Below are 24,755 nucleotides of genomic sequence, written 5' to 3'. Positions count from 1 at the left end.
TGGCTAGATAATGCCAGACAAAAATCACCTAAGCCCTACTCTAGCTAATCGAGATTTTACGACTTAAAGTGCAGCCATTTTGTCAGCAACACAAAGTATTTTTTTACCTTGAGGAGAGCCGCTGTCATTAAATTAGTTATAGTGTGCGATTTACCAGAGCATGATGGCCCTTCGATAGCTAAATCTTTTCCCTGCATAATAACTTTCAAGTCTGTTTTCAGCTAATTGATCTGGCATTTCATCTATCACTCGGATAAAACCAGATCTGCCATGTTTAAAGTTTAACAGTCGGTTTCTGCCAGTTAGGTCTAATAAGCGATTTCGAATCGACTGCAAAGAATCAAAGGCAAAGTGCTCATTTAACTGCGTATGAGTTGAATTATCCATCTCTTGAGGTACTCCTTTTTCATTGTTTTTAAATAAAGGCGGCTAAAATAACTATGTCACGACAGTTTAAACCCGATAATGACGACACTAGATTTCCTTAACAATTTTTTTGCTGATTCTAATGCATTCCCTGATAAAGTCATAGCCACTAGACGCTAAAGATGATCTATATTGTTTGGTGTGCGTATTCATTATGTTGATATTAATGCAGTAAGGAAGGTAAACCACATGAAAGTATTGATCACAGGTGCAACAGGGCTGATTGGTCGTCAATTATGCCAAGTGCTGTATCAAGAGCATGAACTTATAGCGTTAACACGCAATATAGACCGCGCAAAATCAATCTTACCAGACACCGTTACATGCATAAACACAGTAAACGACGCCGATTTTAACGCGCTCGATGTCATTATTAATCTTGCAGGCGAGCCCATCGCCGACAAGCGCTGGTCAGATCAACAAAAAGAAAAAATCTTAACGAGTCGGCTAACTATCACCCAGCAACTGATCGAGAAAATTAAACTCGCAAATAGTCCGCCGCATACACTTATTTCAGGCAGTGCCATTGGATTTTATGGACGTCAATCAAGTCATATAAAAATCAATGAGACGTTTACCGACTGTACAACAGAATTTAGCAATGAGTTATGTGAGCAATGGGAAAACCTTGCACTTAGTGCCCAGCAGTACAATACTCGAGTATGCATCGTGCGCACGGGCGTTGTACTTAGCGCACAGGGCGGCGCCTTGGCTAAAATGGTTCCTCCGTTTAAAATGGGTCTGGGTGGCAAAGTATCAAGTGGCGAACAAATGATGTCTTGGATCCACATAGATGACATGGTGAACATTATTGTGCACTTGATGGAAAATACGGCACTCACAGGAAAATTTAACGCCACAGCGCCCCACCCTGTTAGCAACATAGAATTTACCAAAACATTATCAACTGTACTGAAAAGACCCTCAATAATTCCTATGCCCAACATCATGTTGCGGCTTCTTTTTGGTGAAATGGCTGATTTACTCATTTATGGCCAAGCGGTTGTGCCCGAGAGGTTAACTAAAGACAACTTTCAATTTAAGTATAAGGAATTACACAGTGCACTGAGTGATATACTGATCTGATAAGAAGCAGGTCTTATTTAATGATAAGCTGATCTTCAAGTAGGTAGATGCTTTCTGGATTCGTTAGGCTGAATACCTCAACTGCCAACGTTTTACCTGCCGCATCTTCACACAGAAAAGTGTGGTAAAGAACAGGTTGACGCGTCTCGTTCACCACGGCTTTGTTTATTGTAAATACATCTGAGTGGAAAGGCCGTTTTGCGCCTTTCCAAGAGAATAAACCCAATTCAACATCACGGTTAAATAAAGTAGCATAATAAGCTTGGTTATTCACTGTCAAACGACTCGTTACAGTGTATGCACTATGATAGCCATATGAATATGGCGGGTGTACGCGTTCTCCATTAGGCAAATCATCAATTCCATAATCAACCCAAGGGGCACCAAACATGGTAATTAATACGTAATCATCAACCCCTTCATCATCAATACAATTGACTGACATCGTCTTATTGCTTGTTAAATATTGCACAGGAATATCTGCTGATACAGTGTTCATGGTCCTCACAGCAAAGGTGATTGAGCCGTGTGGTCAACGGGCCTAAAGTTCGCATATAAGACACAGTATGCAGCCCAATGAGCCTGCATACTGTGACTATTTTAAGGAAATGAGTAACGCAAAATACGTTTTAACACAGAGCGATACTGCTTAAAAAAACCACCCGTATTGTACGTAATACCATGCTGAGAAAGCACGGCTTGTACCTTGGGTGCAATTTCTTGGTAACGTGATGCCGGTAAATCAGGGAATAAGTGATGCTCAATTTGATAACTTAAGTGACCCGTTAAAATATGGAATGTATTACTTCCTTGAATATTCGATGACCCTAATACTTGACGATAATACCACTGCCCTTGACTTTCATTCTCACAATCACGCTGCTCAAACGTGTGCGTTTGTTCTGTAAAATGGCCACAGAATATGATGGTCGAGGTCCATAAATTACGAATAAGATTAGCGAGTAAGTTACCACTGAATACCCACAAAAATAGCGGACCAGCAAGTACAGGAAAAACAACATAATCTTTCAGTAATTGCCGTGTGCCTTTACTAAAAAAGCGTTGCTTTAACATTCGGTGCGACACTCGAGGATCACGGCCTTGTTTTTGCTTTCCTAAAAAGACGCGTTCAGCAGCCATTTCATGATAAGACACGCCCCATTGAAATAACATGCTCAAATTGATGTATGTTAACAGTTGCCAGCTATTTTTAAGTCGCCATTTAAAGTCATTCGATAATCGCAGCAAGCCATAGCCAAAATCTCTGTCTTTACCAAGAATATTGGTATACGTATGGTGTTCGTAATTATGCACTCGATGCCAACTTTGTCCATCACAAGCAATATCCCATTCATACACGCGAGAGTTAATATGTTTATCGTTCATCCAGTCATACTGACCGTGCATAACATTATGACCAATTTCCATATTATCTAGAATTTTCGCAATCGCTAATAATAAAACACCTATAAGCCATAATGCCGGAAGTAAAAACCCCATCATGAGTAATACCCGCCCAGACCATTCACAATACCTTTGTATGCGAATAATTCGGCGAATATGATCTGCATCTGCTTGGCCTACTTTGCTTAACGTTTGCTGTTTTATGTCATCAAGCTCTTGTGCTAATAAAGTAAAATTTATCTTATTCATATCGTTAAATCCAAATCAGAGACGGGTTCAGACACACACAACTGGATCAGCTGCTGACCACTGTCAGACAGTTGCCCAGTACGAATATCTCTCACAACTCCCGCATTTTTAACACATTGGCATTGGTGACATACCCCAATGCCACATCCCCGTATCACGGGTAAGTTTTGCACCTCCAGTTGCTCAAGTAACGTGCCTTCGCTCTTAATGTGTGTCGATGATTGCGTGAGTTTGAGAGTAAAACTTTTCGCGTCCGTGCCCGTTGCGTGCAACCGCTGCTTTCTAACACCGAATGTTTCTTGATAGTACGGCATGCCAAACGCTTCACATGCATTTTGCACTTGTTGCATCATATTAAACGGGCCGCAACAATACACATCCGATAGCCTATTTTCAGACACATAAACATCAACTGGTTGACTGTTTTGTCTTACACACAGCGTGACACTAAAGTGTTCATATTTCATCTGAAGCGCATTAAGCTGCTTAATACATTGATGCTCATGCTCTTTAGCAAAGTACACCAAACGAACAGGTTCTTTGATCTGTGGTAAATGTTGACTCAATAAGGCGATAAAAGGCGTAATACCAGAACCACCCGCCACCATAAGCAACGGCTTTTTTAATGTATTAAGCCTAAACTCACCATAGGGCGCTGAAATATTGCACCACGTTTGTGTTCGTAAAACATCATATAGCTGACCTGTAAAACGACCATTTTCATCTACCTTGATCAATAACTTTATTAAACCCGTTGAGTTATGTTCATCGCTACTAGATGCAACCGTAAATGTCCGGGTTAATAATCGCCCATCACCCTCTATGGTTAAATTAATGTGCTGCCCTGCGCGGTGCCTTGGCCAACTTTTCTCGGGTTTTAATGTAATTTCGAGATATGACGGGGATGGTTTAACGACCATTTGTACTTTTGCACGGTATGAACCATCCCTCCATGCGGGTAAAAAATACTGAACAACAGGCTCAACATAGCCAAAAAAACTCTGGTGATGTAAAAAGAGCTGTGTGAATTTATCAAAAATGATTCGTGCAACACGCATTTTGAGCGTACACCTGTTAGCTGAAAATCTGAGCGCACAAGTGTACGCTGAAAATATATAATTTCAAGAAAAATAGAGTAAATAGGTAAATGTCACCAAGTAAATTACACTTTTAGTCTATTCATTCACTAGATAAGTAATGGGACGAAACCCATTATTTGGCTTTATAGCTGATAGGCAGAACGCCAAGTGATAGAATGCGAACAAAAAGAATGATACTGCCTCACTTTTAAACAACCCCGCAAGGTGTCAAAAATACACTCAAATAAAATTTAATTATCACCAAAAGAAAATAAGATCACCCTGCGCTATAAAAAGTACAAACCGTGACAAAATTGTAACTTGCAAGCCAAATGAGAATAAAATATGAAGCAACTAAAATCATTGCGAAGTCCGCAAGGTTATTTATTACTGGCTAATTTATGATTGCTCCGTGTTCGTTATCGACATAGCAACTTTTTCAATGCCATGATCAGGCGTCCATTTTTTAACTGCAACAAATCCCTGTTTTTGATAAAGCGCAATAGCAGGAGCGTTCACCGCAGCGGTCTCTACAAGCGCGCGTGAAAAAGGATATTCCTCCATAATAAAACACAATAGCTTGCGAGCGATGCCCCTTCGAAAAAAGCTCGGTGATACTGTTAAGCTGTCAATAATAAGTACCGTGTCTTGTATCGAAATCTCAACTACCGCAGCCAATTCTTGTGCTTCAAAATAACCGTAAAATTGAGTTTGCGCTGCGCAAATATCGTCTATAGTGCGAGCAAGAGGAGGAAAACACGCAATACCAATCAATGCAGCTTCAATTTTATACGATGCCTGAAAAATATCATATATTTGCATTGCAACCGTATGCTCGGTGTTATCTAAACATCTGATCATGATCTCTAAAATTACCTTTACTTTTTTTCATTTCAAAACAAAAAAGCACAGCGCAAGCCATGCTTTTTCATCAACGTTGTGCGTCAGTACACTGTACTAGGCTTACAAACGAATACCACCATCGATTTCTACCACTCGACCGGTAAAAAAGTCGTTTTCAATAATGTATCTAGCGGTATGGGCAATCTCTTGCGCTTCACCAAGTCGTCCTACGGGCTTCATTTTAACTAAGCGCTCTTTGGCTTCTGGCTTCATCGCATCTGTCATCTGCGTGCGGATCACACCTGGCGCAATCGCGCCCACGCGAATACCAAACCGGCCTAGCTCTTTGGCCCATGTTGTGGTTAAAGCCGCGACTCCGCTTTTCGCTGCTGAATAATTGGTTTGACCCATATTACCCGCGCGTGCCACACTCGACATATTAATGATCACGCCACCTTGCTCACCTTCAACCATTTTCACTGCGGCTTCACGGCCACACAAGAAAACGCCTGTCAGGTTTACATCAATCACAGACTGAAATTGTGACAATGACATTTTATCTATGATTTTGCCTTCTTTGGCTTTGAGTAATAAGCCATCGCGTAAAATACCCGCGTTATTGATCAACACCGCAATATTACCAAAATCATTCATAATGTCGTTAAATACGCCTTCAACATCTGCTTCAACACTCACGTTAGCCACGTAGGTTTTAACGGTTGTACCAAATCGAGTTAACTCAGAAACCGCAGTCGCTAACACATCTTCTTGCATATCAATCAACGCAAGGTTTGCACCTAACTCCGCCATTTGTGTTGCCATGGCAAAACCTAAGCCTTGCGCTCCACCAGTGATCACCACTGTTTTATCTTTAATATCCATAATGAATCTTATTTTTCACTAAAAAGTTTAAAAATCGCGCTAAAGTCTTCCGAGCCTTTGCCTTGATTTTGCATCAAGTTATACAAGTTTTTCGCGAGTGCACCCATCGGCGTTGCCGAATTTGTTTGTTGTGCCGCTTGCTGTGCTAAGCCTAAGTCTTTAGCCATTAAGTCAACCATAAAGCCCGGCTTGTAATCATTTGAGCTTGGGGCATTTTCTAGTACATCTGGGCATGGATTATACAATTCTAATGTCCAGTTGCGGCCAGAACTGTTGAGCATGATTTCGCTGAGTACTTTTGGATCTAAGCCATGGTCAATGCCCATTTGTAACGCTTCGCTGGTTCCTGCCATTAATATACTTAACAGCATATTGTTACAGATCTTAGCCACTTGTCCTGCGCCAATATCACCCGCATGAAAAATATTTTTCCCCATATCAGGTAGCACGCTATTCGCGCTGTCAAAATCACTTTGACTACCACCCACAATAAACGTCAATGTACCAGCAGCAGCGCCCGCAACACCGCCAGATACTGGTGCGTCTACAAATTTAACACCCGCATCACCTAAGGTTTTACCCACAAACTGTGCAGACTCTGCATCAATAGTAGAGCAATCGATCACCAATGTCGTCGTATCTAGATGGTTAATTAAGCCATTTTCACCACAATAAATAGCACGCACATGTTTACCCGCAGGCAGCATGCTGATCACATAATCAGCTCCTTCACATACCTGTGTTACATCGCTTGCGGTCTGTGCTCCTTGTGTTGCTAAGTGCGCCATTGCATCAGCACTTAGGTCAAATACGGTCACTGAGTGTCCGGCTTTAACCAAGTTGCAGGCCATTGGGCCACCCATATTGCCTAAGCCAATAAATCCGATTTTTGCCATTTTTTGTTCCTTACATATTTGCTAATGGGTGTGCATCATCATTCCAACGCGATGCAGTAAAGGTTGATATCGTGTCACCAGGTACGTCACCCACTGATTTAAACTGCCAATCTGGCGATCCGTCTTTATCAATCAATAGTGCACGTACACCTTCTTGAAACTCACCTGCTTTACCTGCTTGCACTGACATACCTAACTCAAACATAAAGCACGCTTTTAAAGAGCGCCCTTTGCCAAGTTTAAGTTGCTCATTCACCAATACAGCACTCAATGGGGAACCCTGTCGCAATGATTTTTGCGCCCTGCTTAACCATTTATTGCCATCACTAGGAATTGATAGAATATAGTCAACCTGAGCTTGGAGATCATGACAATAATTCACGCCGGTGATGTGGTTAATATTAGCCTGAATCTCACTTTTTGGCGGTTCAATAGAGGCAGTATTGAGTTCAGTGAGCATATCGCTGAGCATATTATGGTTTGAACTCATCGTTTTACCCCACTCCACACCGAGTAAACCAGCAATTAACTCACCATACTTTTCAGCATCCACAAAATGATCTGCTAACCCCACAAACAGTGCATCAGCGGCATTCATCGAGGCACCTGTTAACCCTAAAAATAACCCCACACCTTGCGGCATCTTATTCAAAAAGTAACTACCACCCACATCTGGATATAAGCCAATGGTGATTTCAGGCATTGCAATACGTGCGGTTTCTGTGACAACTCGATGACTGGCACCTGCCATGAGCCCTAATCCGCCCCCCATAATAATGCCGTTACCCCATAGTAAAATAGGTTTCTCATAAGTATGTATTTGATAATCTAGGCGGTACTCTTCACTAAAAAACGTTTCTATATAGTTATTGCCGTCATTGGCGGCCATGGCATTATAGAGGCTCACTACATCACCTCCGGCACAAAAGGCTTTTTCACCCTCGCCTTTAATAACAACCACTGCCACTTGCTCGTCTTGTGCCCATGCATCTAATTGGGGGGCAAGCAATCTGATCATATCTAAATTCAGCGCATTGAGAGCTTTAGGTACATTTAGTGTCGCAAACGCAATTTGCATGCCATTATCACAATGCGCTAGCTCAAACACCACAGGCGCATCAGCTTGATTTAATAGTTGTAACTTCGCCATTAACCATTCACCCAATTTGCTTTGCGTTTTTCTAAAAAGGCATTAACGCCTTCTTTTTGGTCTTGTGTATCAAACAAAGTAACAAATAACTCACGCTCTAAAGGCAATGCACTATTAATCGTGCCTGTGCGGCCTTTCTGAATAAGTGCTTTACACGCAGTGACCGCAACTGGGCTTTGATCAGCGACCTTAGTCGCCAATGCAATCGCCGCCTCTAAAGATGTCCCTGTATCTACAACTTCTTCGACTAACCCTATCTCACGCGCCTTGTCTGCTTTAAGACGTTCACCGCATAAAATCATACGTTTAGCCCAGCCTTCGCCGACTAACCACGCTAAATTCTGCGTCCCTCCAGCACAGGGTAATAAGCCAACTTTGGCTTCAGGTAATGCCATTTGTGCCTGCGTTTCGGCAATACGAATGTCACATGCTAGCGCAACTTCTAATCCGCCACCCATAGCAAATCCATTTATCGCAGCAATAGATACGCCTCTAAAGTCACTTAAGGTTTCAAACGCTTCACCAAAAACACGCGACATATCAGCAGCAACACCTTTATCTCCGCTGGCAAACACATTTAAGTCGGCCCCTGCTGAAAAGAACTTTTCACCTTCGCCCGTAATGACCAAAGCATAAATGTTTTTGTCAGCATTAAGCCCTAACACCAACTCTTTCAAACCCGCTAACGTATCCCGCGTCCACGTGTTTGCTGGCGGGTTGCTCATCGTAATTACGGCTGTACTACCTTGCTTTTCAAGTTTCAGTTGTGCTGTCATGGGAAGTCCTTATAATACGTTAGCAGCGCCTTGCGCTAGGATTCGACGTGCAATAATTACACGCATGATTTCGTTTGTACCTTCAAGAATTTGGTGTACGCGAACATCTCGTACATGACGCTCTAGCGGATATTCTTTAATATAACCATAGCCACCATGGATCTGCAGCGCATCATCACAGACTTTAAATCCAACATCAGTCGCAAAACGTTTCGCCATCGCGCAATAAGTCGTTTTTTCAGCATCATTTGTATCCAATTTAAACGCTGCTAGACGCACCATTTGACGTGCTGCAACCAGCTCTGTGTTCATGTCTGCAATTTTAAACTGTAATGCTTGAAACGCAGCTAAAGGCTTACCAAATTGCTCTCGCTCTTGCATATATTCTTTTGCCGTGTTCAGTGCTTGTTGCGCTGTGCCTATAGAACAAGTCGCAATGTTAATACGCCCACCATCTAAGCCTTGCATGGCAAATGTAAAACCTTGGCCTTCTTTTCCTAATAAATAACTTGCGGGGATCCGTACATTTTCAAAGCTCACTAATCGAGTCGGCTGTGCATTCCAACCCATCTTTTCTTCAGCTTTACCGTACTCCACACCCACGGCATCAGCTGGTACAAAGAATGCCGATATACCTTTAGGACCAGCTTCTCCAGTGCGCGCCATCACCACTAAGACGTCAGTTTCACCTGCGCCTGAGATAAACATTTTAGAGCCGTTTAATACGTACTCATCTCCTGCTAATACCGCTTTTGTCTTAAGAGATGCAGCATCCGAACCCGCCCCCGGCTCAGTCAAACAGTATGAAGCTAGCAGCTCCCCCATGACCAATTGGTCAATATAGCTTTCTTTTACTGTGTCACTGGCAAAACTCGCTATCATCCAGGTTGCCATATTGTGGATCGTTAACATAGCTGTTGTCGCAGTACATCCCATAGCAAGCTGCTCAAAGATAATGCTGGAGTCCAAACGCGACAGCCCTAAACCACCGGCTTCTTCAGGTGTATAAAGTCCACAAAAACCCAGTTCACCGGCTTTTTTGATAACTTCTTTTGGAAAAATATGTTCGCGATCCCACAAAGCGGCATTGGGCGCAAGTTCACTCATTGCAAATTGGTATGCTGTATCGGCGAACGCCTGTTGATCTTCGTTCAGATTAAAGTCCATAAAGACCTCTTTTGTTGTCTAATGCAAACCCACACAGGCAGGCTTGATTGTTTTAATTATTGATACGCGAGCGTTATGCAGAGATAACGCTCGGCTACTACTTAGTGTCTGTAACTCTTGTGGCTACTTGCTGGACACTCAATGTATTACTTAAGATTAATACTCATATTTGGGCCTGATACGGCATCATCTTCAAACCAACGAGACGTGATGGTTTTCGTTTCAGTATAAAAGCGCACACCTTGCTTACCGTAGGTATGTTGATCACCATAAAATGATCCTTTCCAGCCTGTGAAAGAGAAAAATGGCAAAGGCACTGGAATTGGTACGTTAATACCCACTTGACCCACTTCGATATGATGTTGGAATTTGCGCGCAGCAGCACCACTTGAAGTAAATAATGATGTGCCGTTACCATAAGGACTGTTGTTAATTAGTTCTATGGCCTCTTCTAGCGTATCAACAAACATACACGCTAAAACTGGACCAAATATTTCTTCTTTGTATAGGTCCATCTCAGGTGTGACATCGGTAAACAATGTAGGGCCAACCCAGTTGCCGTTTTCATAGCCTTCAACGGTAAAATCAGAGCCATCAAATAAACAGGTTGCTCCTTGCTGCTTGGCACTGTCAATCAAAGACAAGATACGCGCTTTGGCGGCACCGGTCGTTTGCGGGCCATAGGCTGCCTCTGGATCATTCCAAATACCAGGACGTACTTTGGTGAAGGCTTCTTTTAAATCAGCAACCCACTCTTTAGAATCACCCACAAATACCGCGACTGATATACCCATACAACGCTGACCTGCAGCGCCCACAGATGAACCAACTAAATTGTTTATGAGCTGCTCTTTTTTCGAGTCAGGCATGATCACCATATGGTTTTTAGCACCAACACACGCTTGTACGCGTTTTAAATTTTGTGTGCCTTTTGAATAAATATATTGGCCTACACCACATGAACCCACAAATGAAATTGCACGAACTTCTGGCGCTTCTAATATTTGGTCTACTTGTGGTTTAGTGCCGTGTACTACTTGAAGTACCCCTTTAGGTGCACCGGCTTCTTCAAATAACTCCACTAAACGCATAGGGGTAAGTGGATCTTGTTCAGAAGGTTTTAAAATAAAGGTGTTACCACACACAATAGCAAGAGGGAACATCCATAACGGGATCATCGCTGGGAAGTTAAACGGTGTGATCCCTGCACATACCCCCAGAGGCTGCATATAAGAATACGTGTCGATATTGCGAGCAACATTACCTACCGTCTCACCCATCATCATGGACGGCGCATTGGCCGCTTGCTCTACAACTTCAATACCACGCCACACATCCCCTTTGGCATCCTCAAATGTTTTGCCAAGTTCATGACAAATAATGGTCGCTATTTCGTCGTGATGTTCTTTAAGTAGTGCAGCATAACGCATCATTACTCGTGCACGTTCTGAGATGGGTACTTCCTTCCACGTTTTAAACGTTTCTTGTGCTGAAGTAATAGCAGCTTGAACTTCTGCTTCAGTCGCACAGGGCACTTTAGCCAGCACTTCTTGGTTAGCAGGGTTAACTACGTCAATCCAAGTGTCTGAAGATGATTGTGAAAATTCGCCGTTGATGTATAAAGGTACTTGGTGCATGACGCACTCCTCCCCAAAGTAAATAGATAAGGCATCGCTGGTTAGTAATATTTGTTATACCAGTTATTCGATGCCCGAATTTTTAAAATAGTGTCAAATCAGCATTACACTTCAACTGCAAGTGCGACCGCTTCACCACCACCAATACACAATGAAGCAATACCTTTTGATAAGCCTCTATTGCGAAGAGCGTGAATAAGCGTAACTAAAATACGCGCACCACTTGCACCAATAGGATGTCCAAGTGCACAGGCCCCACCATTAACATTAACTTTATTGGTATCTAACCCCATTTCATTAATCGCTAACATAGTGACCATGGCAAACGCTTCGTTAATTTCCCATAAATCAACATCGGCTTTATTCCAGCCCGTACGTTCTAGTAGCGTATTCATCGCGCCAACGGGTGCTAATGTAAACTCTTCCGGTGCTTGTGAATGGGTTGCGTGTGCTGCGATTTTACATAAAGGTGTTAAACCTTGACGCTGAGCTTCTGATTCACTCATTAAAATTAAAGCTGCTGCACCGTCAGAGATTGAAGACGAATTAGCTGCGGTGATCGTGCCATCTTTTTTAAATGCTGGACGTAGCCCCGGGATTTTATCCGGACGCGCGTTACCCGGTTGCTCATCAATGTTGACTTCCACATCACCTTTTCGAGTACGAAGCGTATGTGCCGCAACTTCTGCGTCAAAACTGCCATTCTCAATTGCTGCATTTGCTTTACTCAACGACCCCAATGCAAACTCATCCATATGTTCACGCGTGATGCCATACTGATCTGCTGTATCTTGTGCAAAACAACCCATGGCTTTATTGTCATACGCATCTTCTAAACCATCAGACATCATATGATCTTTAATTTCGCCATGCCCCATACGCATACCGCCACGCGCTTTTGGAATGAAATACGGTGAATTGGTCATGCTTTCCATGCCACCCGCGATAGCAGATGAAATACTACCTGCCTTAATTAAATCGTGCGCGAGCATCGCCGCTTTTAAGCCAGAGCCACATACTTTATTGATTGTTGTTGCGCCTGTTGAACGCGCTAGACCACCATGCAACATTGCCTGACGAGCAGGTGCTTGCCCAAGCCCAGCAGGTAATACACAACCCATGATCACTTCGTCTATTGAGGCATCTGATAATCCGGTTTCAGACATCACACTTTTTATGGCAGTTGCGCCTAATTCCGTGGCACTTGCGCCAGATAAAGCGCCCATAAAGCCACCCATAGGGGTACGTTTTGCAGCTACGATGACAACAGCATCATTACTCATTTTTTGCTCCTATTAACAAGCATTCTCGCTTGAACAATAAATTTTATATTTCGAGCATACATAATATTTACGTTTACGCCAACGTAAATCTAAAAACTTGCGACATGCGTTCGCTTAAACTGTAAAGTTATGCTGCACACTATCCTTGCCAAACACGTAATTTCCTTTCTGTAGCTTCATTTAATTCTCTAAGCTTACCTATTTACAACCACTACCAAAGTATGATTTGAATGTTCAGCTTTACCTTTACGTAAACTTCACTTATATTGGTTTTATCAGTATAGATGTAAATGTATAAACACCATGCAAGATAACAACAACGAACCTACTTTTTCTATTAGTGATTTAGCTAAGGAATTTGACATTACCACGCGAAGTATTCGCTTTTATGAAGATCAAGGATTACTTTCTCCTGAACGTCATGGCCAAACACGTATTTACTCGAAGCGTGACAAAGTCCGTCTTAAGCTCATCCTCCGTGGCAAACGATTAGGGTTTACGCTTGCCGAAACAGGTCGTTTGTTCGAGCTATACGACGCAGACAAGTCTAGCGCAAAACAATTAGTTACCATGTTGAATTTAATTGAAGAGAAAAAAGCAGATTTAAGTCAACAAATGGACGATATCAAAGTTGTATTGATGGAATTAGTGACCGCAGAACGTCGCTGCCGCGATACCTTAGGAAATTTAGAAGAATAACTCTCACAGGATTATTAATATGAGCACCGTATCTTTATACAAAGAAATGAATTTTGGATTAGGCGAAACCGCAGACATGATCCGCGATCATGTCAATGCTTTTGCCTCAGCAGAAATTGCCCCTCTCGCTGAAAAAACTGACCTAGATAATAGCTTCCCAAATCAATTGTGGCCGCAATTTGGCGAAATGGGATTACTTGGGATCACAGTGCCAGAAGAATTCGGCGGTGCTGGCATGGGATATCTTGAGCATGTTATCGCCATGGAAGAGATCAGCCGAGCAAGTGCTTCTATTGGATTAAGTTATGGGGCACACTCCAACCTATGCGTGAATCAAATAAACCGCAATGGTGATGACGCGCAAAAGAAAAAGTATCTCCCGAAACTTATCAGTGGCGAGCATATCGGCGCACTGGCAATGAGTGAACCCAATGCGGGTTCTGATGTTGTCTCTATGAAATTGAAAGCGCAGAAGCAAGGTGATAAATACATCCTCAATGGTAATAAGATGTGGATAACCAATGGTCCCGATGCTGACGTGTTAGTGATTTATGCGAAAACAGATTTGGATGCAGGTTCTAAGGGCATTACCGCATTTTTAGTCGAGAAAGATTTCCCAGGGTTTTCTACAGCACAAAAGCTCGACAAACTGGGCATGCGTGGCTCAAATACCTGTGAATTAGTATTTGAAAATTGCGAAGTCCCTGAAGAAAACATTTTAGGGGGCTTAAATGAGGGTGTAAAAGTACTTATGAGCGGCCTAGATTATGAGCGCGTTGTGCTTGCTGCAGGCCCATTAGGTATCATGCAAGCGTGTATGGATATCGTCACGCCTTATATTCATGAACGCCAACAATTTAATAAATCAATTGGTGAGTTCCAACTAATTCAGGGCAAAGTGGCTGATATGTATACGCAAATGAATGCAGCCCGTTCCTATGTATACACTGTGGCTCGCGCATGTGACCGTGGAGAAACGACTCGTAAGGATGCGGCGGGTGCAATTTTATATGCCGCAGAGCTAGCGACTAAAATGGCACTTGATGCCATTCAGATCTTAGGTGGCAATGGTTATATTAATGAATATGCAACGGGCCGGTTGCTACGCGATGCAAAACTCTATGAAATTGGCGCGGGAACTTCTGAGGTACGCCGCATGCTAATTGGTCGTGAATTATTTACTGAAAGCCGTTAAGGACACAACTATGACTGTACTTAACTCATCAGTTAATCCCAACGACAGTCAGTTTAAAGCTAACAGCGATGCTATGGCATCGCTGGTAAGTGATTTAAACGACAAAGTCTCAAAACTGGCTCAAGGCGGTGGTGAAGCACTGATCGCTCGCCATGAAGGGCGCGGAAAGCTATTCGTCAGAAATAGGATAAATACCCTGCTTGATGAAGGCTCTCCCTTTTTAGAGATTTCTCAATTCGCGGCCTTTGGCGTTTACGAGCAAGACATTCCCTGTGCCGGTGTGGTAGCGGGCATTGGGCGTGTCAAGGGTGTCGAGTGTATGATTGTCGCCAATGATGCCACAGTTAAAGGCGGTACCTACTTCCCCATAACAGTAAAAAAACATTTAAGGGCACAAGAAATTGCCGAGCGCTGTCACCTCCCCTGCATCTATCTGGTTGACTCTGGCGGCGCAAATTTACCAGAGCAAGACGAAGTATTTCCCGATAAATTGCATTTTGGGCGTATTTTTTATAACCAAGCACGTATGTCTGCAAAGGGGATCCCACAAATCGCAGTCGTTATGGGATTATGTACGGCCGGTGGCGCGTATGTACCTGCGATGGCTGATGAGAGTATCATCGTTAAAGAGCAAGGTACTATATTTTTAGCGGGTCCTCCACTGGTCAAAGCTGCAACGGGCGAAGAAGTGAGTGCAGAAGAGTTAGGTGGTGCTGATGTGCACTGTAAAACGTCAGGTGTGGCAGATCATTACGCTGAAAATGACGAACATGCACTATCCATTGCCCGACAATGTATTCAACGAGCTAATCATCAACGCCCTACAAAACCTATTTTACAAGACGTTAAACCCCCACGTTACGATATTCGTGAAGTGTACGGCATTGTTGGCACTGATCTGAAAAAACCATTTGATGTACGCGAAGTGATTGCACGCGTTGTAGACGATTCTCAATTTGATGAATTTAAACGCTATTTTGGTGAAACGCTTGTTACTGGCTTTGCGCAAATATACGGGCACCCGGTCGGAATAGTCGCAAATAACGGTATTTTGTTTTCCGAGTCGGCACAAAAAGGCGCACACTTTATTCAACTGTGTGCACAACGTGATATTCCCCTCATTTTTTTACAAAACATCACGGGCTTTATGGTTGGCCAGAAATATGAAGCAGAGGGCATCGCCAAACATGGAGCAAAAATGGTAACCGCCGTATCTTGCGCGGATGTACCAAAGTTCACAGTCTTAATCGGTGGGTCATATGGCGCCGGTAATTACGGCATGTGCGGCAGAGCATACGAGCCCACAATGATGTGGATGTGGCCAAATGCACGAATTTCAGTCATGGGCGGAGAGCAAGCAGCGGGTGTATTAACACAAGTACGCCAAGACGGTTTAGCACGAAAAGGGCTAAGCATGAGCGAAGATGAAGTGGCTGAGTTTAAAAAGCCCATCGTCGAGCAATATGAAAAGCAAGGTCACCCCTATTATGCCAGTGCTCGATTATGGGATGACGGCATTATCGACCCCGCAGACACGCGCACAGTACTTGGCTTAGCACTTGATGCAGCGGCAAATGCGCCGCGTATAGAGTCTAAGTTTGGTATTTTTAGAATGTAACGGGAGCAGACTATGTCAGTCACTTTAACCATAACAAAAACACAAGTGGCGATTTTAGAATTAAGTCGCCCGGAAAAACACAATGCATTCGACGATATCGTCATTAGCGAATTGATCAAATGTATTGAACATGCCAATTCGTTAGACATTCGTGCTCTGGTACTAAAAACAGATGGTAAACACTTTTCAGCCGGCGCAGACCTAAACTGGATGAAGTCTATGGCAGGTAATAATTTTGATGAAAATGTTGCCGACTCCGAGCAACTTGCAAAATTGATGTCTGTTTTAGCAAACTGCCCTCACCCGACACTTTGCTTGGTTCAAGGCGCTGCTTTTGGTGGCGCACTGGGTTTGATCGCCTGCTGTGATATTGCCGTTGCAACCAATAAAGCCAAATTCTGCTTAAGTGAAGTAAAGCTTGGTTTGATCCCCGCAGTCATTAGCCCTTATGTCATAAAAGCGATTGGCGAACGTCAAGCCAGGCGCTACTTCCTTACTGCCGAAGTATTTACCGCAGATGTCGCACTCGATATGGGATTAATACACGACATTAGTGATGATTTAGCGCAAAGCGAAGCACACTTTCTAGCATGCTTGCTCAATAATGGTCCACAAGCAGTTAAATCTGCAAAAGCGCTCATTGACGAAGTTGCGAACAACGCCATAGATGAGGCGCTGATCAACCATACCGCAAAACGGATAGCGCACATTAGAGTCAGCGATGAAGGGCAAGAAGGCCTAAGTGCTTTTTTTGAAAAACGTGCACCAGCTTGGCAAAACGCCGCCAAACAATAAGAATAAGGGAACACCATGCTAAAAAAAATTCTTATCGCGAACCGAGGCGAAATCGCCTGCCGAATTATACAAACAGCGAAGCGTCTTGGTTTAAAAACAGTGGCGGTGTATTCAGATGCCGATGTAAATGCATTACATGTCCGTAGCGCTGATGAAGCCTATCATATCGGTGCTGCTCCAAGTAAGGATTCATATCTAGTCGCTGATAAAATTCTTAGCGTCGCCAAACAAGCGAATGCCGATTGTGTTCATCCAGGCTATGGTTTTTTATCGGAAAATGATCATTTTGCCAATGCCTGTGAACAAGCCGGTATTGTTTTTATTGGTCCATTAGCCAGTTCAATTGAGGCGATGGGCTCAAAAACCCGCGCTAAAGAAATTATGGCACAAGCCAATGTGCCATTGGTGCCAGGTTATTATGGCCAAAAACAAGAAACCGCCTTTTTAGCCAATGAAGCCGATAAAATTGGCTACCCTGTTTTAATCAAAGCAGCTTACGGCGGTGGCGGTAAAGGAATGCGGGTTGTACGTGAAGCTCATGAATTTACCAGTGCCCTTGAAGGTGCCCAGCGGGAGGCCCTAGCTGGATTTGGCAATGACTTAGTTCTGCTTGAGCGCTACGTTGATAAACCACGCCATGTTGAAGTACAGGTATTTGCTGACAATCATGGAAATTGTGTTTATTTAGGTGACAGAGACTGTTCTTTACAACGCCGTCACCAAAAAGTCATCGAAGAAGCCCCTGCTCCGGGCCTAAGTGACGCATTACGACAAGCGATGGGGGAAGCTGCTGTAAGATGTGCTAAGGCAATTCATTATCGCGGCGCTGGAACAGTGGAGTTTTTATTATGTGGTGAAGAATTTTTCTTTATGGAAATGAACACCCGATTACAAGTGGAACACCCTGTCACAGAGATGGTAACCGGCCTAGACTTAGTAGAGTGGCAAATTCGCGTCGCGAACAATCAAGTATTACCATTAACGCAAGATCAAATAAAGTTGTCAGGCCATAGCTTCGAAGCACGTATTTATGCAGAAGACCCCACCGAAAACTTTATGCCCCATTCTGGCACGCTGAGCCATTTATCGTTTCCAACGACAAATACAGGTGTACGCGTAGACACTGGCGTGATCGCGGGTAGTGAGATAAGCCCTTTTTACGACCCGATGATAGCCAAACTCATTGTCCACGCACCAGAGCGTTCAATTGCATTACTTAAATTACATCATGCTTTAGAAGAAGTTCACTTAGCAGGTGTAAAAAGTAATATTGCCTTTTTACACTATTTATCGAGCCATCCTACCTTTGTTACAGGTGCACCCGACACCCATTTTATCGACAGCCAGACAGAAGCTTTAACTCAACATACTTTGCCTTTAACCGAGTTATTGACTTTGGCCACCGCTGCGTATACTCAATATAAGCAACAGGCCAATGTGACGACGCCATGGCATGCAGGGACTGCATTTAGGCTCAACCAAACTAACACGCTTTCAGTGCCATTTGCTGAGTATGATGTGAAGGTCGAACTTCATGATGAACGACACACAGTGCACATTTTAGATGAAACCTATAAAGTATCAGCCGCACTACAGAACACCCAGCTCAGGGCAGAAATTAATGGCAAACGATGCAGCGCCAGCGTGTTAATCGATGAAGACACTATCACTGTTATGTCTGGCGCATTAGCACATCGTTTTGAGCTAAAATCTAAACATTACATCAGCGAACATGAGCATGAAGCCGCGCCATTGGCCGCACCGCTCAATGGAACTGTTGTTAAGCACCTACAAAAAATAGGAAGCCAAGTACAAAAAGGCGATCCTATTGTTGTCATTGAAGCCATGAAAATGGAGTACACATTGAATGCGCCATATACCGGCATACTCAGTAGCTACTGCTTTGCAGAAGGCGCACTTGTGAGCCATGGTGCGATGCTCGCCATTATTGACCCTGAGGAGGTGTAACTATGGCGTACCCAAGCACGGTCAAAATTGTCGAAGTGGGTGCCCGTGATGGCTTGCAAAATGAAGCATCCGTCTCAACAGAAGACAAAATAGCTTTGATCAATGGGTTAAGTGAGGCTGGTTTGAAACACATTGAAGCAGGCGCATTCGTATCGCCTAAGTGGGTACCGCAAATGGCGGACTCACTCGCGGTGATAAATGGTGTCTCGGTTGCCCAAGATGTTGCACTCAGTGCACTCACTCCGAACCTCAAAGGTGCCGAGGCTGCATTAACAGCAAATATCAAAGAGTTTGCAATATTCACTGCGGCCAGTGAGACCTTCACTCAAAAAAATATAAATTGTTCCATTGAACAAAGCATTGACCGCTTTAAGAGTGTACTGGAATTAGCACAACAGCACGATGTTAAAGTCAGAGGCTACGTCAGCTGTGTACTAGGTTGCCCCTATGAGGGGGATATTGAGCCAGAAGCCGTTTTGCGGGTATGTAAACAATTGTTGGCTCTTGGTTGTTATGAAATTAGCTTGGGAGATACCGTTGGCGTGGGTACACCAAATAAGGTCAAGTCACTCATCTCATTATTGCTGCAACATATCCCTGCAGACAAGCTGGCTGTGCATTTTCATGATACCTACGGTCAAGCATTAGCGAACATTCACAGTGCATTAGAGCTGGGGATCTCAACCATTGATAGTGCCGTTGCAGGACTCGGTGGCTGCCCCTATGCACAAGGCGCGTCAGGAAATGTTGCCACCGAGGATGTAATTTACTTACTGCAAGGGCTTGGCATTGACCCCCAAATTGATTTAGAAAGGCTAGCAAAAGCTGGATGGACAATTTGTCGTGCGCTGAATAAACCTCCTATTAGTAAGGTTTCTTTAGCATTGCAAGCTAAATGTTCTTCGTAACAACAACACAGTGTTGACGCCGATTACAGTGATAGGTGTCGCACTGAAGATATAACAACAATTTAGGAGTGGGCTAATGGCCGGTTTCGATAAAGTAGTAAACAGCTACGCCGAAGCGATGGAAGGCATAAAAGATGGCGATACCATCATTGCAGGTGGTTTTGGACTATGTGGTATTCCTGAGGGCTTAATTAACGAGATTAAGCGTAAACAGACCAAAGACCTTACCGTCGTATCTAACAACTGTGGTGTTGATGATTTTGGTTTAGGCGTTTTATTGCATGACCGCCAAATCAAAAAAATTGTTGCATCATATGTTGGTGAGAATGCGCTTTTTGAACAGCAGCTACTAGACGGCATTATTGACGTTGAACTCACCCCACAAGGCACATTAGCAGAGAAAATGCGTGCAGGCGGTGCTGGTATCCCAGGTTTTTATACCGCAACGGGCTACGGCACCCCAATTGCAGAGGGGAAAGAAGTTAAAGAATTTAATGGTCGTCCCTATATTCTTGAAGAATCAATTACTGGCGAATTCGCGATTATTAAAGCGTGGAAAGCAGACCGCTACGGAAACCTTGTATTTCGCCATACGGCAATGAACTTTAACCCGATGGCTGCAACTGCGGGTAAGATAACCGTGGTTGAAGTAGAAGAAATTGTAGAACCGGGTGAATTAGAACCAAGCCAAATTCATACCCCAGGTATTTATGTCAACCGCGTTATTAAAGGTAACTTTGAAAAACGCATTGAACGTGTCACGACGAGTAAGTAAGGAGAATTATAATGGCTTTATCACGTGAACAAGTTGCAATGCGTGTTGCACAAGAACTAAAAGATGGTTATTACGTTAACCTAGGCATTGGTATTCCTACGCTTGTAGCGAACTTCGTACCTAAGGGTATTGAGGTAATGCTGCAATCAGAAAATGGTCTTTTAGGTATGGGTCCGTACCCAAATGAAGACCAAGTTGATGCCGATATGATCAATGCGGGTAAAGAAACCGTGACAGCAGCGACAGGTGCGGCTATTTTTAATAGTGCAGAAAGTTTTGCTATGATCCGTGGTGGTCATGTAGACTTAACGGTTCTAGGTGCATTTGAAGTTGATCAACAAGGCAATATCGCGTCTTGGATGATCCCGAAAAAATTAATTAAAGGTATGGGTGGAGCGATGGACCTCGTCGCTGGTGCACAAAACATTATTGTCACCATGACCCATGCCAGTAAGCACGGCGACTCTAAATTACTAGAAACCTGCTCATTGCCATTAACTGGCGTAAGCTGTGTTAAAAAGATAGTAACTGATTTAGCCGTACTGGAAGTAAAAGACGGCGCGTTTTATTTATTAGAGCGTGCCCCTGGTGTTAGTGTTGATGAAATTATAAACAAAACAGCGGGCAAATTGATTGTTGAAGGTGATATACCTGAGATGCAGTTTGCAGATTAATCGACAGACCACTTTTGATTTAATGTACCGACCTCATTCCCAGTGCTTAAAGCGCTGAGTTACCCAAAACCCCTCGTTAGAGGGGTTTTTTTTTACGCTAAATTTTATTGTGCAGCAACAAACTCTAACACCGTCGCATTGATACAGTATCGGTCTGATCCTTTAGGACCTTCTTTGGCAAATACATGACCTAGATGAATACCGCTTGATTTAGAGCGAATTTCAGTGCGCTTCATACCAAAGCTGTTATCTTCATGATACGTCACGCTGCCCTTGACCGGATATTTAAACGACAGCCAACCAGTTCCAGAGTTAAAGCGGTCTTTGGTATTAAACAATGGTGCTCCACTGAGTTTATCGATAAATACGCCATCAGGGGTGTTCTTAAATAAGTCATACTCTTTACAAAATGGGCGATCAGTGCCTTTTTTAAATGCAATAGAATACGCTTCAGTATCACCCAATTTAAATGCGCCTAGCGCTTTGTAAAACCGCGATCTATCCATAAACCCCTGCTGACCAAATATCTCTTTGCCCTGCTCTATAAATAAAATTGTTGGCGTCGCCCATGTTGCTGATTTTATTTTTAAACCTTTCAGCTCATCGGCATACCTAAAGTGCACTGGAATATCGCCATGATAATCGTTCAGCACAGTCTTTTTTAATTTTTCACAATAGGGACAATGGTTTTTTGAGTCGATGACAACGATATGCTTGCCAGTCAATAACCCCTCATTACTGCGTGTTTCACGCTCTACGGGTGTAAAGACCACTCCAGTAGAGTGATCTGGGCAATACCCATTTGGGTTTTTTACTAAATAATTTTGATGATATTCTTCAGCTGAGTAGAATTTATCCAATGGCTTAATATTTGTTTGTATCTTGCCATACCCATTTTTAGCCAGTAGCGCTTGATATGTAGCCTTTAACTTAATCGCCACATTTTTTTGATCTAACTCACTAAATAGAATTGTTGAACGATATTGAGTTCCGATATCATTGCCCTGGCGATTTTTTTGAGTTGGATCATGACTTTCGAAGTAACTTTTTAAAAGCGTCTCCGTAGTCAATATGTTCGCATTGTATGTAACTTTAACCACCTCGGCATAGTTACGTGCATCGAAGCGCCTAGAGCGCTTAGTTATTTCTTTGTAAGTGGCTTTAAAGCCAGTGCCATCGGCATAGCCTGATTCAGCATCAATTACCCCTTGCATCGCTTCATAACGCTTTTCAGCCCCCCAAAAACATCCTGATCCTAATACTAAGGTTTTCACATGCATACTCGCCTGCACCGGCTCTGGCATGGGCATATCACTGGCATAGCCTGTAAAAGTACTTACCAAAAACACAGCAGTTAACAGCGGATTTTTTAAACTATTCGACATCTAATGTAACCTTCTAAGACATTTTTTGCCTGACTAAGTTAGCTCAGTACACACATTCATTGCTCTACTTAAATAGACCTTAATATCGCACTTTTACTTTCAGTTAATGCAATAAATTTACGATAAGTTACGCCGCAAAGTTCAATTTCAAATACCTTTATTCGCCACATAACAACCGTAACTGGGCTTTGTAAAATGGCCATTCAACGACTATTAGTTACCTGAATCACATTTTTAATGTAAAACCGTGTCAGTTTTTTTACTTAGGATTTATCATGAAACTTCTTTCTTCTATGAGTGCGATTTCACTTGCTTTATTGAGTACCAGCACACTTGCTGCTGATGTCAATTTCACGTCAAAACTTGCCAAAGGCGATGCGCTTGTCGTTTTTCAAAACGTAGGCAGCGATACTGATCTTAAGTTTTTAGACCGAGACACTCGTAAGCAATTACAACGAGCGATAAAAACAGACTCGTTTACCGGTAAATATGGCAAAACACTTGAGTTGATCGCTCCTATCGATAGCAAGTATTCACGTATCGTTGTGGTTGGTTTAGGCGAAAGCAATAAATTAACAGCCGCTAAAATGGCCAAACTTGGTGGTAACATCCATGCCAAACTAGAAGATAAAAAAGTGGCAACAGTCTCTCTTGCCTTCGAGTCTGTTGACGGCAAAGCAAAAAACAGCGAATTGGCAGCACAGTTTGCACACGGCGCAAACCTTCGAGACTATACGTTTGAAGTATACAAAAAAGAGCCACAAACATTTAAGGTTACATACAACATTGACGTTGCTGATAAAAAGACAACCAGCAAGCGCTATCAACAACTGGCTAATATCGAACAAGGCGTATTTTTGGCCCGTGATCTAACCTCTGAAATTGCAACAGAAATGACGCCGATTGATTTTGCACATGAAGCAAAATCACTTGAAAAACTGGGCGTCAAAATCACCATCTTGAAACCTGAACAATTAAAAGAACTTGGCATGGGCGCATTAGAAGGTGTCGGCCGTGGTAGTAAAGAAGGCGCGCGCCTTATTGTTGCCCACTACGAAGGTAACAATGACACTCCTATCGCCCTTGTGGGTAAAGGGATCACATTTGATTCAGGTGGTTATAGTCTCAAAAAAGGGCCTTCAATTGCACGAATGAAGTCAGACATGGCCGGTGCAGCAGCCGTACTTGGCACAATCAAGGCAATGGCTTTAAATAAAGCTGACGTTAACGTCGTAGCTGTGATGGGTATGGCAGCAAATATGGTATCTCGCTACTCTCTTGCACCAGGTGACGTATTGCGAACAGCTGAAGGGCACAGTGTTGAAGTTGTGAATACGGATGCCGAAGGACGCTTAGTATTAAGCGATGCAATGTGGTATGCCCGTAAGCATTTTAATCCAGAAATTATGGTTGATGTTGCCACATTAACAGGATCAAAAATTCGCGCAGTTGGTAATCGCTACTCAGCCATTTTCTCTGAAGATGACACACTGATCAATCAAATAACATTGGCCGGCAAACAAGTTAATGAGCAAGTATGGCGCTTACCGCTTGGTTACAAAGATACTTTATCTTCAGATATCGCTGACTTTACTAATTTAGGCTCTAGTGGCCCCGGTGCAACAACTGCTGCTACTTTCTTACAACAATTTGCAGGAGATACTCGTTGGGTACACATCGATATCGCCGGTAATGCCTTATCAGGTAAAGCCAAAGGAGAAGTTCCTGTTGGTGGAACAGGCTACGGTGTTCGTTTATTAAGTGAGTGGTTGCTCAGCAACAATTAATAAAATGCGATAAGCGTTATATTTTAATCACCTACGCAGTGTATTAAACCCAAAAACCATGCTCTGCATGGTT

At 43.1% G+C, this 24,755-nt stretch carries 23 protein-coding genes; 10 read left to right on the top strand and 13 right to left on the bottom strand.

Annotation, left to right across the window (positions count from 1 at the left end):
• Positions 1–150: 150 nt before the first annotated feature.
• Positions 151–387: a DUF4011 domain-containing protein gene (locus CWC18_RS21235; RefSeq protein WP_212747716.1), complete on the bottom strand. Its 237-nt coding sequence runs from the start codon at positions 385–387 to the stop codon at positions 151–153.
• Positions 388–615: 228 nt separating this feature from the next.
• Here CWC18_RS21235 and CWC18_RS04835 point away from each other — a divergent pair, with 228 nt between their 5' ends.
• Positions 616–1,512, top strand: coding sequence for a TIGR01777 family oxidoreductase (locus CWC18_RS04835; protein WP_138592144.1), 897 nt, complete (start codon positions 616–618; stop codon positions 1,510–1,512).
• A 13-nt stretch (positions 1,513–1,525) separates the two neighbouring features.
• On the opposite strand, the gene CWC18_RS04830 is transcribed toward CWC18_RS04835, so the two are convergent.
• The 11 genes from CWC18_RS04830 to CWC18_RS04780 all read right to left on the bottom strand — a co-directional run bounded on the left by CWC18_RS04830 (position 1,526) and on the right by CWC18_RS04780 (position 12,878).
• Positions 1,526–2,011 (bottom strand): hypothetical protein, encoded by a 486-nt coding sequence (locus CWC18_RS04830; protein ID WP_212747715.1) that lies wholly within the window; start codon positions 2,009–2,011, stop codon positions 1,526–1,528.
• A gap of 101 nt (positions 2,012–2,112) precedes the next feature.
• Entirely contained in the window at positions 2,113–3,165 is a 1,053-nt protein-coding gene (locus CWC18_RS04825; RefSeq protein ID WP_138592143.1) for a fatty acid desaturase family protein, read from the bottom strand.
• Positions 3,162–4,223, bottom strand: a complete 1,062-nt coding sequence (locus tag CWC18_RS04820; RefSeq protein ID WP_138592142.1) for a flavin reductase family protein — start codon at positions 4,221–4,223, stop codon at positions 3,162–3,164. Before CWC18_RS04820 ends, CWC18_RS04825 begins: the two co-directional genes overlap by 4 nt.
• Positions 4,224–4,643: 420 nt before the next feature.
• The gene (locus CWC18_RS04815) at positions 4,644–5,105 is read right to left on the bottom strand and encodes a GNAT family N-acetyltransferase (protein ID WP_138674827.1); all 462 of its coding nucleotides are present in this window, start codon (positions 5,103–5,105) and stop codon (positions 4,644–4,646) included.
• Positions 5,106–5,207: 102 nt separating this feature from the next.
• Positions 5,208–5,969, bottom strand: coding sequence for an SDR family oxidoreductase (locus tag CWC18_RS04810; protein ID WP_138674826.1), 762 nt, complete (start codon positions 5,967–5,969; stop codon positions 5,208–5,210).
• Positions 5,970–5,977: 8 nt separating this feature from the next.
• On the bottom strand, positions 5,978–6,865 hold the full coding sequence (gene mmsB, locus CWC18_RS04805; RefSeq protein WP_138674825.1) for a 3-hydroxyisobutyrate dehydrogenase: 888 nt from the start codon (positions 6,863–6,865) through the stop codon (positions 5,978–5,980).
• Positions 6,866–6,875: 10 nt separating this feature from the next.
• Positions 6,876–8,015, bottom strand: coding sequence for an enoyl-CoA hydratase/isomerase family protein (locus tag CWC18_RS04800; protein WP_138674824.1), 1,140 nt, complete (start codon positions 8,013–8,015; stop codon positions 6,876–6,878).
• On the bottom strand, positions 8,015–8,791 hold the full coding sequence (locus CWC18_RS04795) for an enoyl-CoA hydratase (RefSeq protein ID WP_138592138.1): 777 nt from the start codon (positions 8,789–8,791) through the stop codon (positions 8,015–8,017). The genes CWC18_RS04800 and CWC18_RS04795 overlap by 1 nt, the downstream gene beginning before the upstream one ends.
• Before the next feature lie 9 nt (positions 8,792–8,800).
• Positions 8,801–9,958, bottom strand: a complete 1,158-nt coding sequence (locus CWC18_RS04790) for an acyl-CoA dehydrogenase family protein (protein WP_138674823.1) — start codon at positions 9,956–9,958, stop codon at positions 8,801–8,803.
• A gap of 146 nt (positions 9,959–10,104) precedes the next feature.
• Entirely contained in the window at positions 10,105–11,595 is a 1,491-nt protein-coding gene (locus CWC18_RS04785) for a CoA-acylating methylmalonate-semialdehyde dehydrogenase (RefSeq protein ID WP_138674822.1), read from the bottom strand.
• Positions 11,596–11,699: 104 nt separating this feature from the next.
• On the bottom strand, positions 11,700–12,878 hold the full coding sequence (locus tag CWC18_RS04780) for a thiolase family protein (protein ID WP_010363180.1): 1,179 nt from the start codon (positions 12,876–12,878) through the stop codon (positions 11,700–11,702).
• A gap of 303 nt (positions 12,879–13,181) precedes the next feature.
• Here CWC18_RS04780 and CWC18_RS04775 point away from each other — a divergent pair, with 303 nt between their 5' ends.
• From CWC18_RS04775 to CWC18_RS04740, 8 genes are all read left to right on the top strand, one after another.
• Entirely contained in the window at positions 13,182–13,577 is a 396-nt protein-coding gene (locus tag CWC18_RS04775; protein ID WP_010363179.1) for a MerR family transcriptional regulator, read from the top strand.
• Positions 13,578–13,596: 19 nt separating this feature from the next.
• Complete coding sequence (locus tag CWC18_RS04770) at positions 13,597–14,772, top strand: isovaleryl-CoA dehydrogenase (RefSeq protein ID WP_138674821.1); 1,176 nt, start codon at positions 13,597–13,599, stop codon at positions 14,770–14,772.
• A gap of 10 nt (positions 14,773–14,782) precedes the next feature.
• Positions 14,783–16,390, top strand: a complete 1,608-nt coding sequence (locus CWC18_RS04765) for a carboxyl transferase domain-containing protein (protein WP_138674820.1) — start codon at positions 14,783–14,785, stop codon at positions 16,388–16,390.
• Between the two features lie 12 nt (positions 16,391–16,402).
• Positions 16,403–17,185, top strand: coding sequence for an enoyl-CoA hydratase-related protein (locus tag CWC18_RS04760; protein ID WP_138674819.1), 783 nt, complete (start codon positions 16,403–16,405; stop codon positions 17,183–17,185).
• Between the two features lie 15 nt (positions 17,186–17,200).
• Positions 17,201–19,153, top strand: a complete 1,953-nt coding sequence (locus CWC18_RS04755) for an acetyl/propionyl/methylcrotonyl-CoA carboxylase subunit alpha (protein ID WP_138674818.1) — start codon at positions 17,201–17,203, stop codon at positions 19,151–19,153.
• 2 nt (positions 19,154–19,155) lie between these two features.
• Positions 19,156–20,061, top strand: a complete 906-nt coding sequence (locus CWC18_RS04750; RefSeq protein WP_138674817.1) for a hydroxymethylglutaryl-CoA lyase — start codon at positions 19,156–19,158, stop codon at positions 20,059–20,061.
• Positions 20,062–20,137: 76 nt separating this feature from the next.
• Entirely contained in the window at positions 20,138–20,836 is a 699-nt protein-coding gene (locus tag CWC18_RS04745) for a CoA transferase subunit A (RefSeq protein WP_119863421.1), read from the top strand.
• An 11-nt stretch (positions 20,837–20,847) separates the two neighbouring features.
• Positions 20,848–21,510, top strand: coding sequence for a 3-oxoacid CoA-transferase subunit B (locus CWC18_RS04740; protein ID WP_138592130.1), 663 nt, complete (start codon positions 20,848–20,850; stop codon positions 21,508–21,510).
• Between the two features lie 104 nt (positions 21,511–21,614).
• On the opposite strand, the gene msrA is transcribed toward CWC18_RS04740, so the two are convergent.
• Positions 21,615–22,820 (bottom strand): peptide-methionine (S)-S-oxide reductase MsrA, encoded by a 1,206-nt coding sequence (gene msrA / locus CWC18_RS04735; RefSeq protein WP_249348080.1) that lies wholly within the window; start codon positions 22,818–22,820, stop codon positions 21,615–21,617.
• A 350-nt stretch (positions 22,821–23,170) separates the two neighbouring features.
• Here msrA and CWC18_RS04730 point away from each other — a divergent pair, with 350 nt between their 5' ends.
• Positions 23,171–24,682 carry a leucyl aminopeptidase gene (locus tag CWC18_RS04730; protein ID WP_138592128.1) on the top strand — a complete coding sequence of 504 codons (1,512 nt, stop codon included), beginning with the start codon at positions 23,171–23,173 and terminating at the stop codon, positions 24,680–24,682.
• Positions 24,683–24,755: the final 73 nt, after the last annotated feature.

The sequence above is a fragment of the Pseudoalteromonas aurantia genome (genome assembly GCF_005886875.1).
GTDB lineage: Bacteria > Pseudomonadota > Gammaproteobacteria > Enterobacterales > Alteromonadaceae > Pseudoalteromonas > Pseudoalteromonas aurantia_A.
Note: the sequence above shows the minus strand (reverse complement) of the source record. Positions and strands in the feature narration are given on the sequence as shown.

Coding starts and splice junctions, on each gene's coding strand:
- CWC18_RS21235 (WP_212747716.1), bottom strand. CDS start 387: ATGGATAATTCAACTCATACGCAGTTAAATGAGCACTTTGCCTTTGAT.
- CWC18_RS04835 (WP_138592144.1), top strand. CDS start 616: ATGAAAGTATTGATCACAGGTGCAACAGGGCTGATTGGTCGTCAATTA.
- CWC18_RS04830 (WP_212747715.1), bottom strand. CDS start 2,011: ATGAACACTGTATCAGCAGATATTCCTGTGCAATATTTAACAAGCAAT.
- CWC18_RS04825 (WP_138592143.1), bottom strand. CDS start 3,165: ATGAATAAGATAAATTTTACTTTATTAGCACAAGAGCTTGATGACATA.
- CWC18_RS04820 (WP_138592142.1), bottom strand. CDS start 4,223: ATGCGTGTTGCACGAATCATTTTTGATAAATTCACACAGCTCTTTTTA.
- CWC18_RS04815 (WP_138674827.1), bottom strand. CDS start 5,105: ATGATCAGATGTTTAGATAACACCGAGCATACGGTTGCAATGCAAATA.
- CWC18_RS04810 (WP_138674826.1), bottom strand. CDS start 5,969: ATGGATATTAAAGATAAAACAGTGGTGATCACTGGTGGAGCGCAAGGC.
- mmsB (WP_138674825.1), bottom strand. CDS start 6,865: ATGGCAAAAATCGGATTTATTGGCTTAGGCAATATGGGTGGCCCAATG.
- CWC18_RS04800 (WP_138674824.1), bottom strand. CDS start 8,015: ATGGCGAAGTTACAACTATTAAATCAAGCTGATGCGCCTGTGGTGTTT.
- CWC18_RS04795 (WP_138592138.1), bottom strand. CDS start 8,791: ATGACAGCACAACTGAAACTTGAAAAGCAAGGTAGTACAGCCGTAATT.
- CWC18_RS04790 (WP_138674823.1), bottom strand. CDS start 9,958: ATGGACTTTAATCTGAACGAAGATCAACAGGCGTTCGCCGATACAGCA.
- CWC18_RS04785 (WP_138674822.1), bottom strand. CDS start 11,595: ATGCACCAAGTACCTTTATACATCAACGGCGAATTTTCACAATCATCT.
- CWC18_RS04780 (WP_010363180.1), bottom strand. CDS start 12,878: ATGAGTAATGATGCTGTTGTCATCGTAGCTGCAAAACGTACCCCTATG.
- CWC18_RS04775 (WP_010363179.1), top strand. CDS start 13,182: ATGCAAGATAACAACAACGAACCTACTTTTTCTATTAGTGATTTAGCT.
- CWC18_RS04770 (WP_138674821.1), top strand. CDS start 13,597: ATGAGCACCGTATCTTTATACAAAGAAATGAATTTTGGATTAGGCGAA.
- CWC18_RS04765 (WP_138674820.1), top strand. CDS start 14,783: ATGACTGTACTTAACTCATCAGTTAATCCCAACGACAGTCAGTTTAAA.
- CWC18_RS04760 (WP_138674819.1), top strand. CDS start 16,403: ATGTCAGTCACTTTAACCATAACAAAAACACAAGTGGCGATTTTAGAA.
- CWC18_RS04755 (WP_138674818.1), top strand. CDS start 17,201: ATGCTAAAAAAAATTCTTATCGCGAACCGAGGCGAAATCGCCTGCCGA.
- CWC18_RS04750 (WP_138674817.1), top strand. CDS start 19,156: ATGGCGTACCCAAGCACGGTCAAAATTGTCGAAGTGGGTGCCCGTGAT.
- CWC18_RS04745 (WP_119863421.1), top strand. CDS start 20,138: ATGGCCGGTTTCGATAAAGTAGTAAACAGCTACGCCGAAGCGATGGAA.
- CWC18_RS04740 (WP_138592130.1), top strand. CDS start 20,848: ATGGCTTTATCACGTGAACAAGTTGCAATGCGTGTTGCACAAGAACTA.
- msrA (WP_249348080.1), bottom strand. CDS start 22,820: ATGCCCATGCCAGAGCCGGTGCAGGCGAGTATGCATGTGAAAACCTTA.
- CWC18_RS04730 (WP_138592128.1), top strand. CDS start 23,171: ATGAAACTTCTTTCTTCTATGAGTGCGATTTCACTTGCTTTATTGAGT.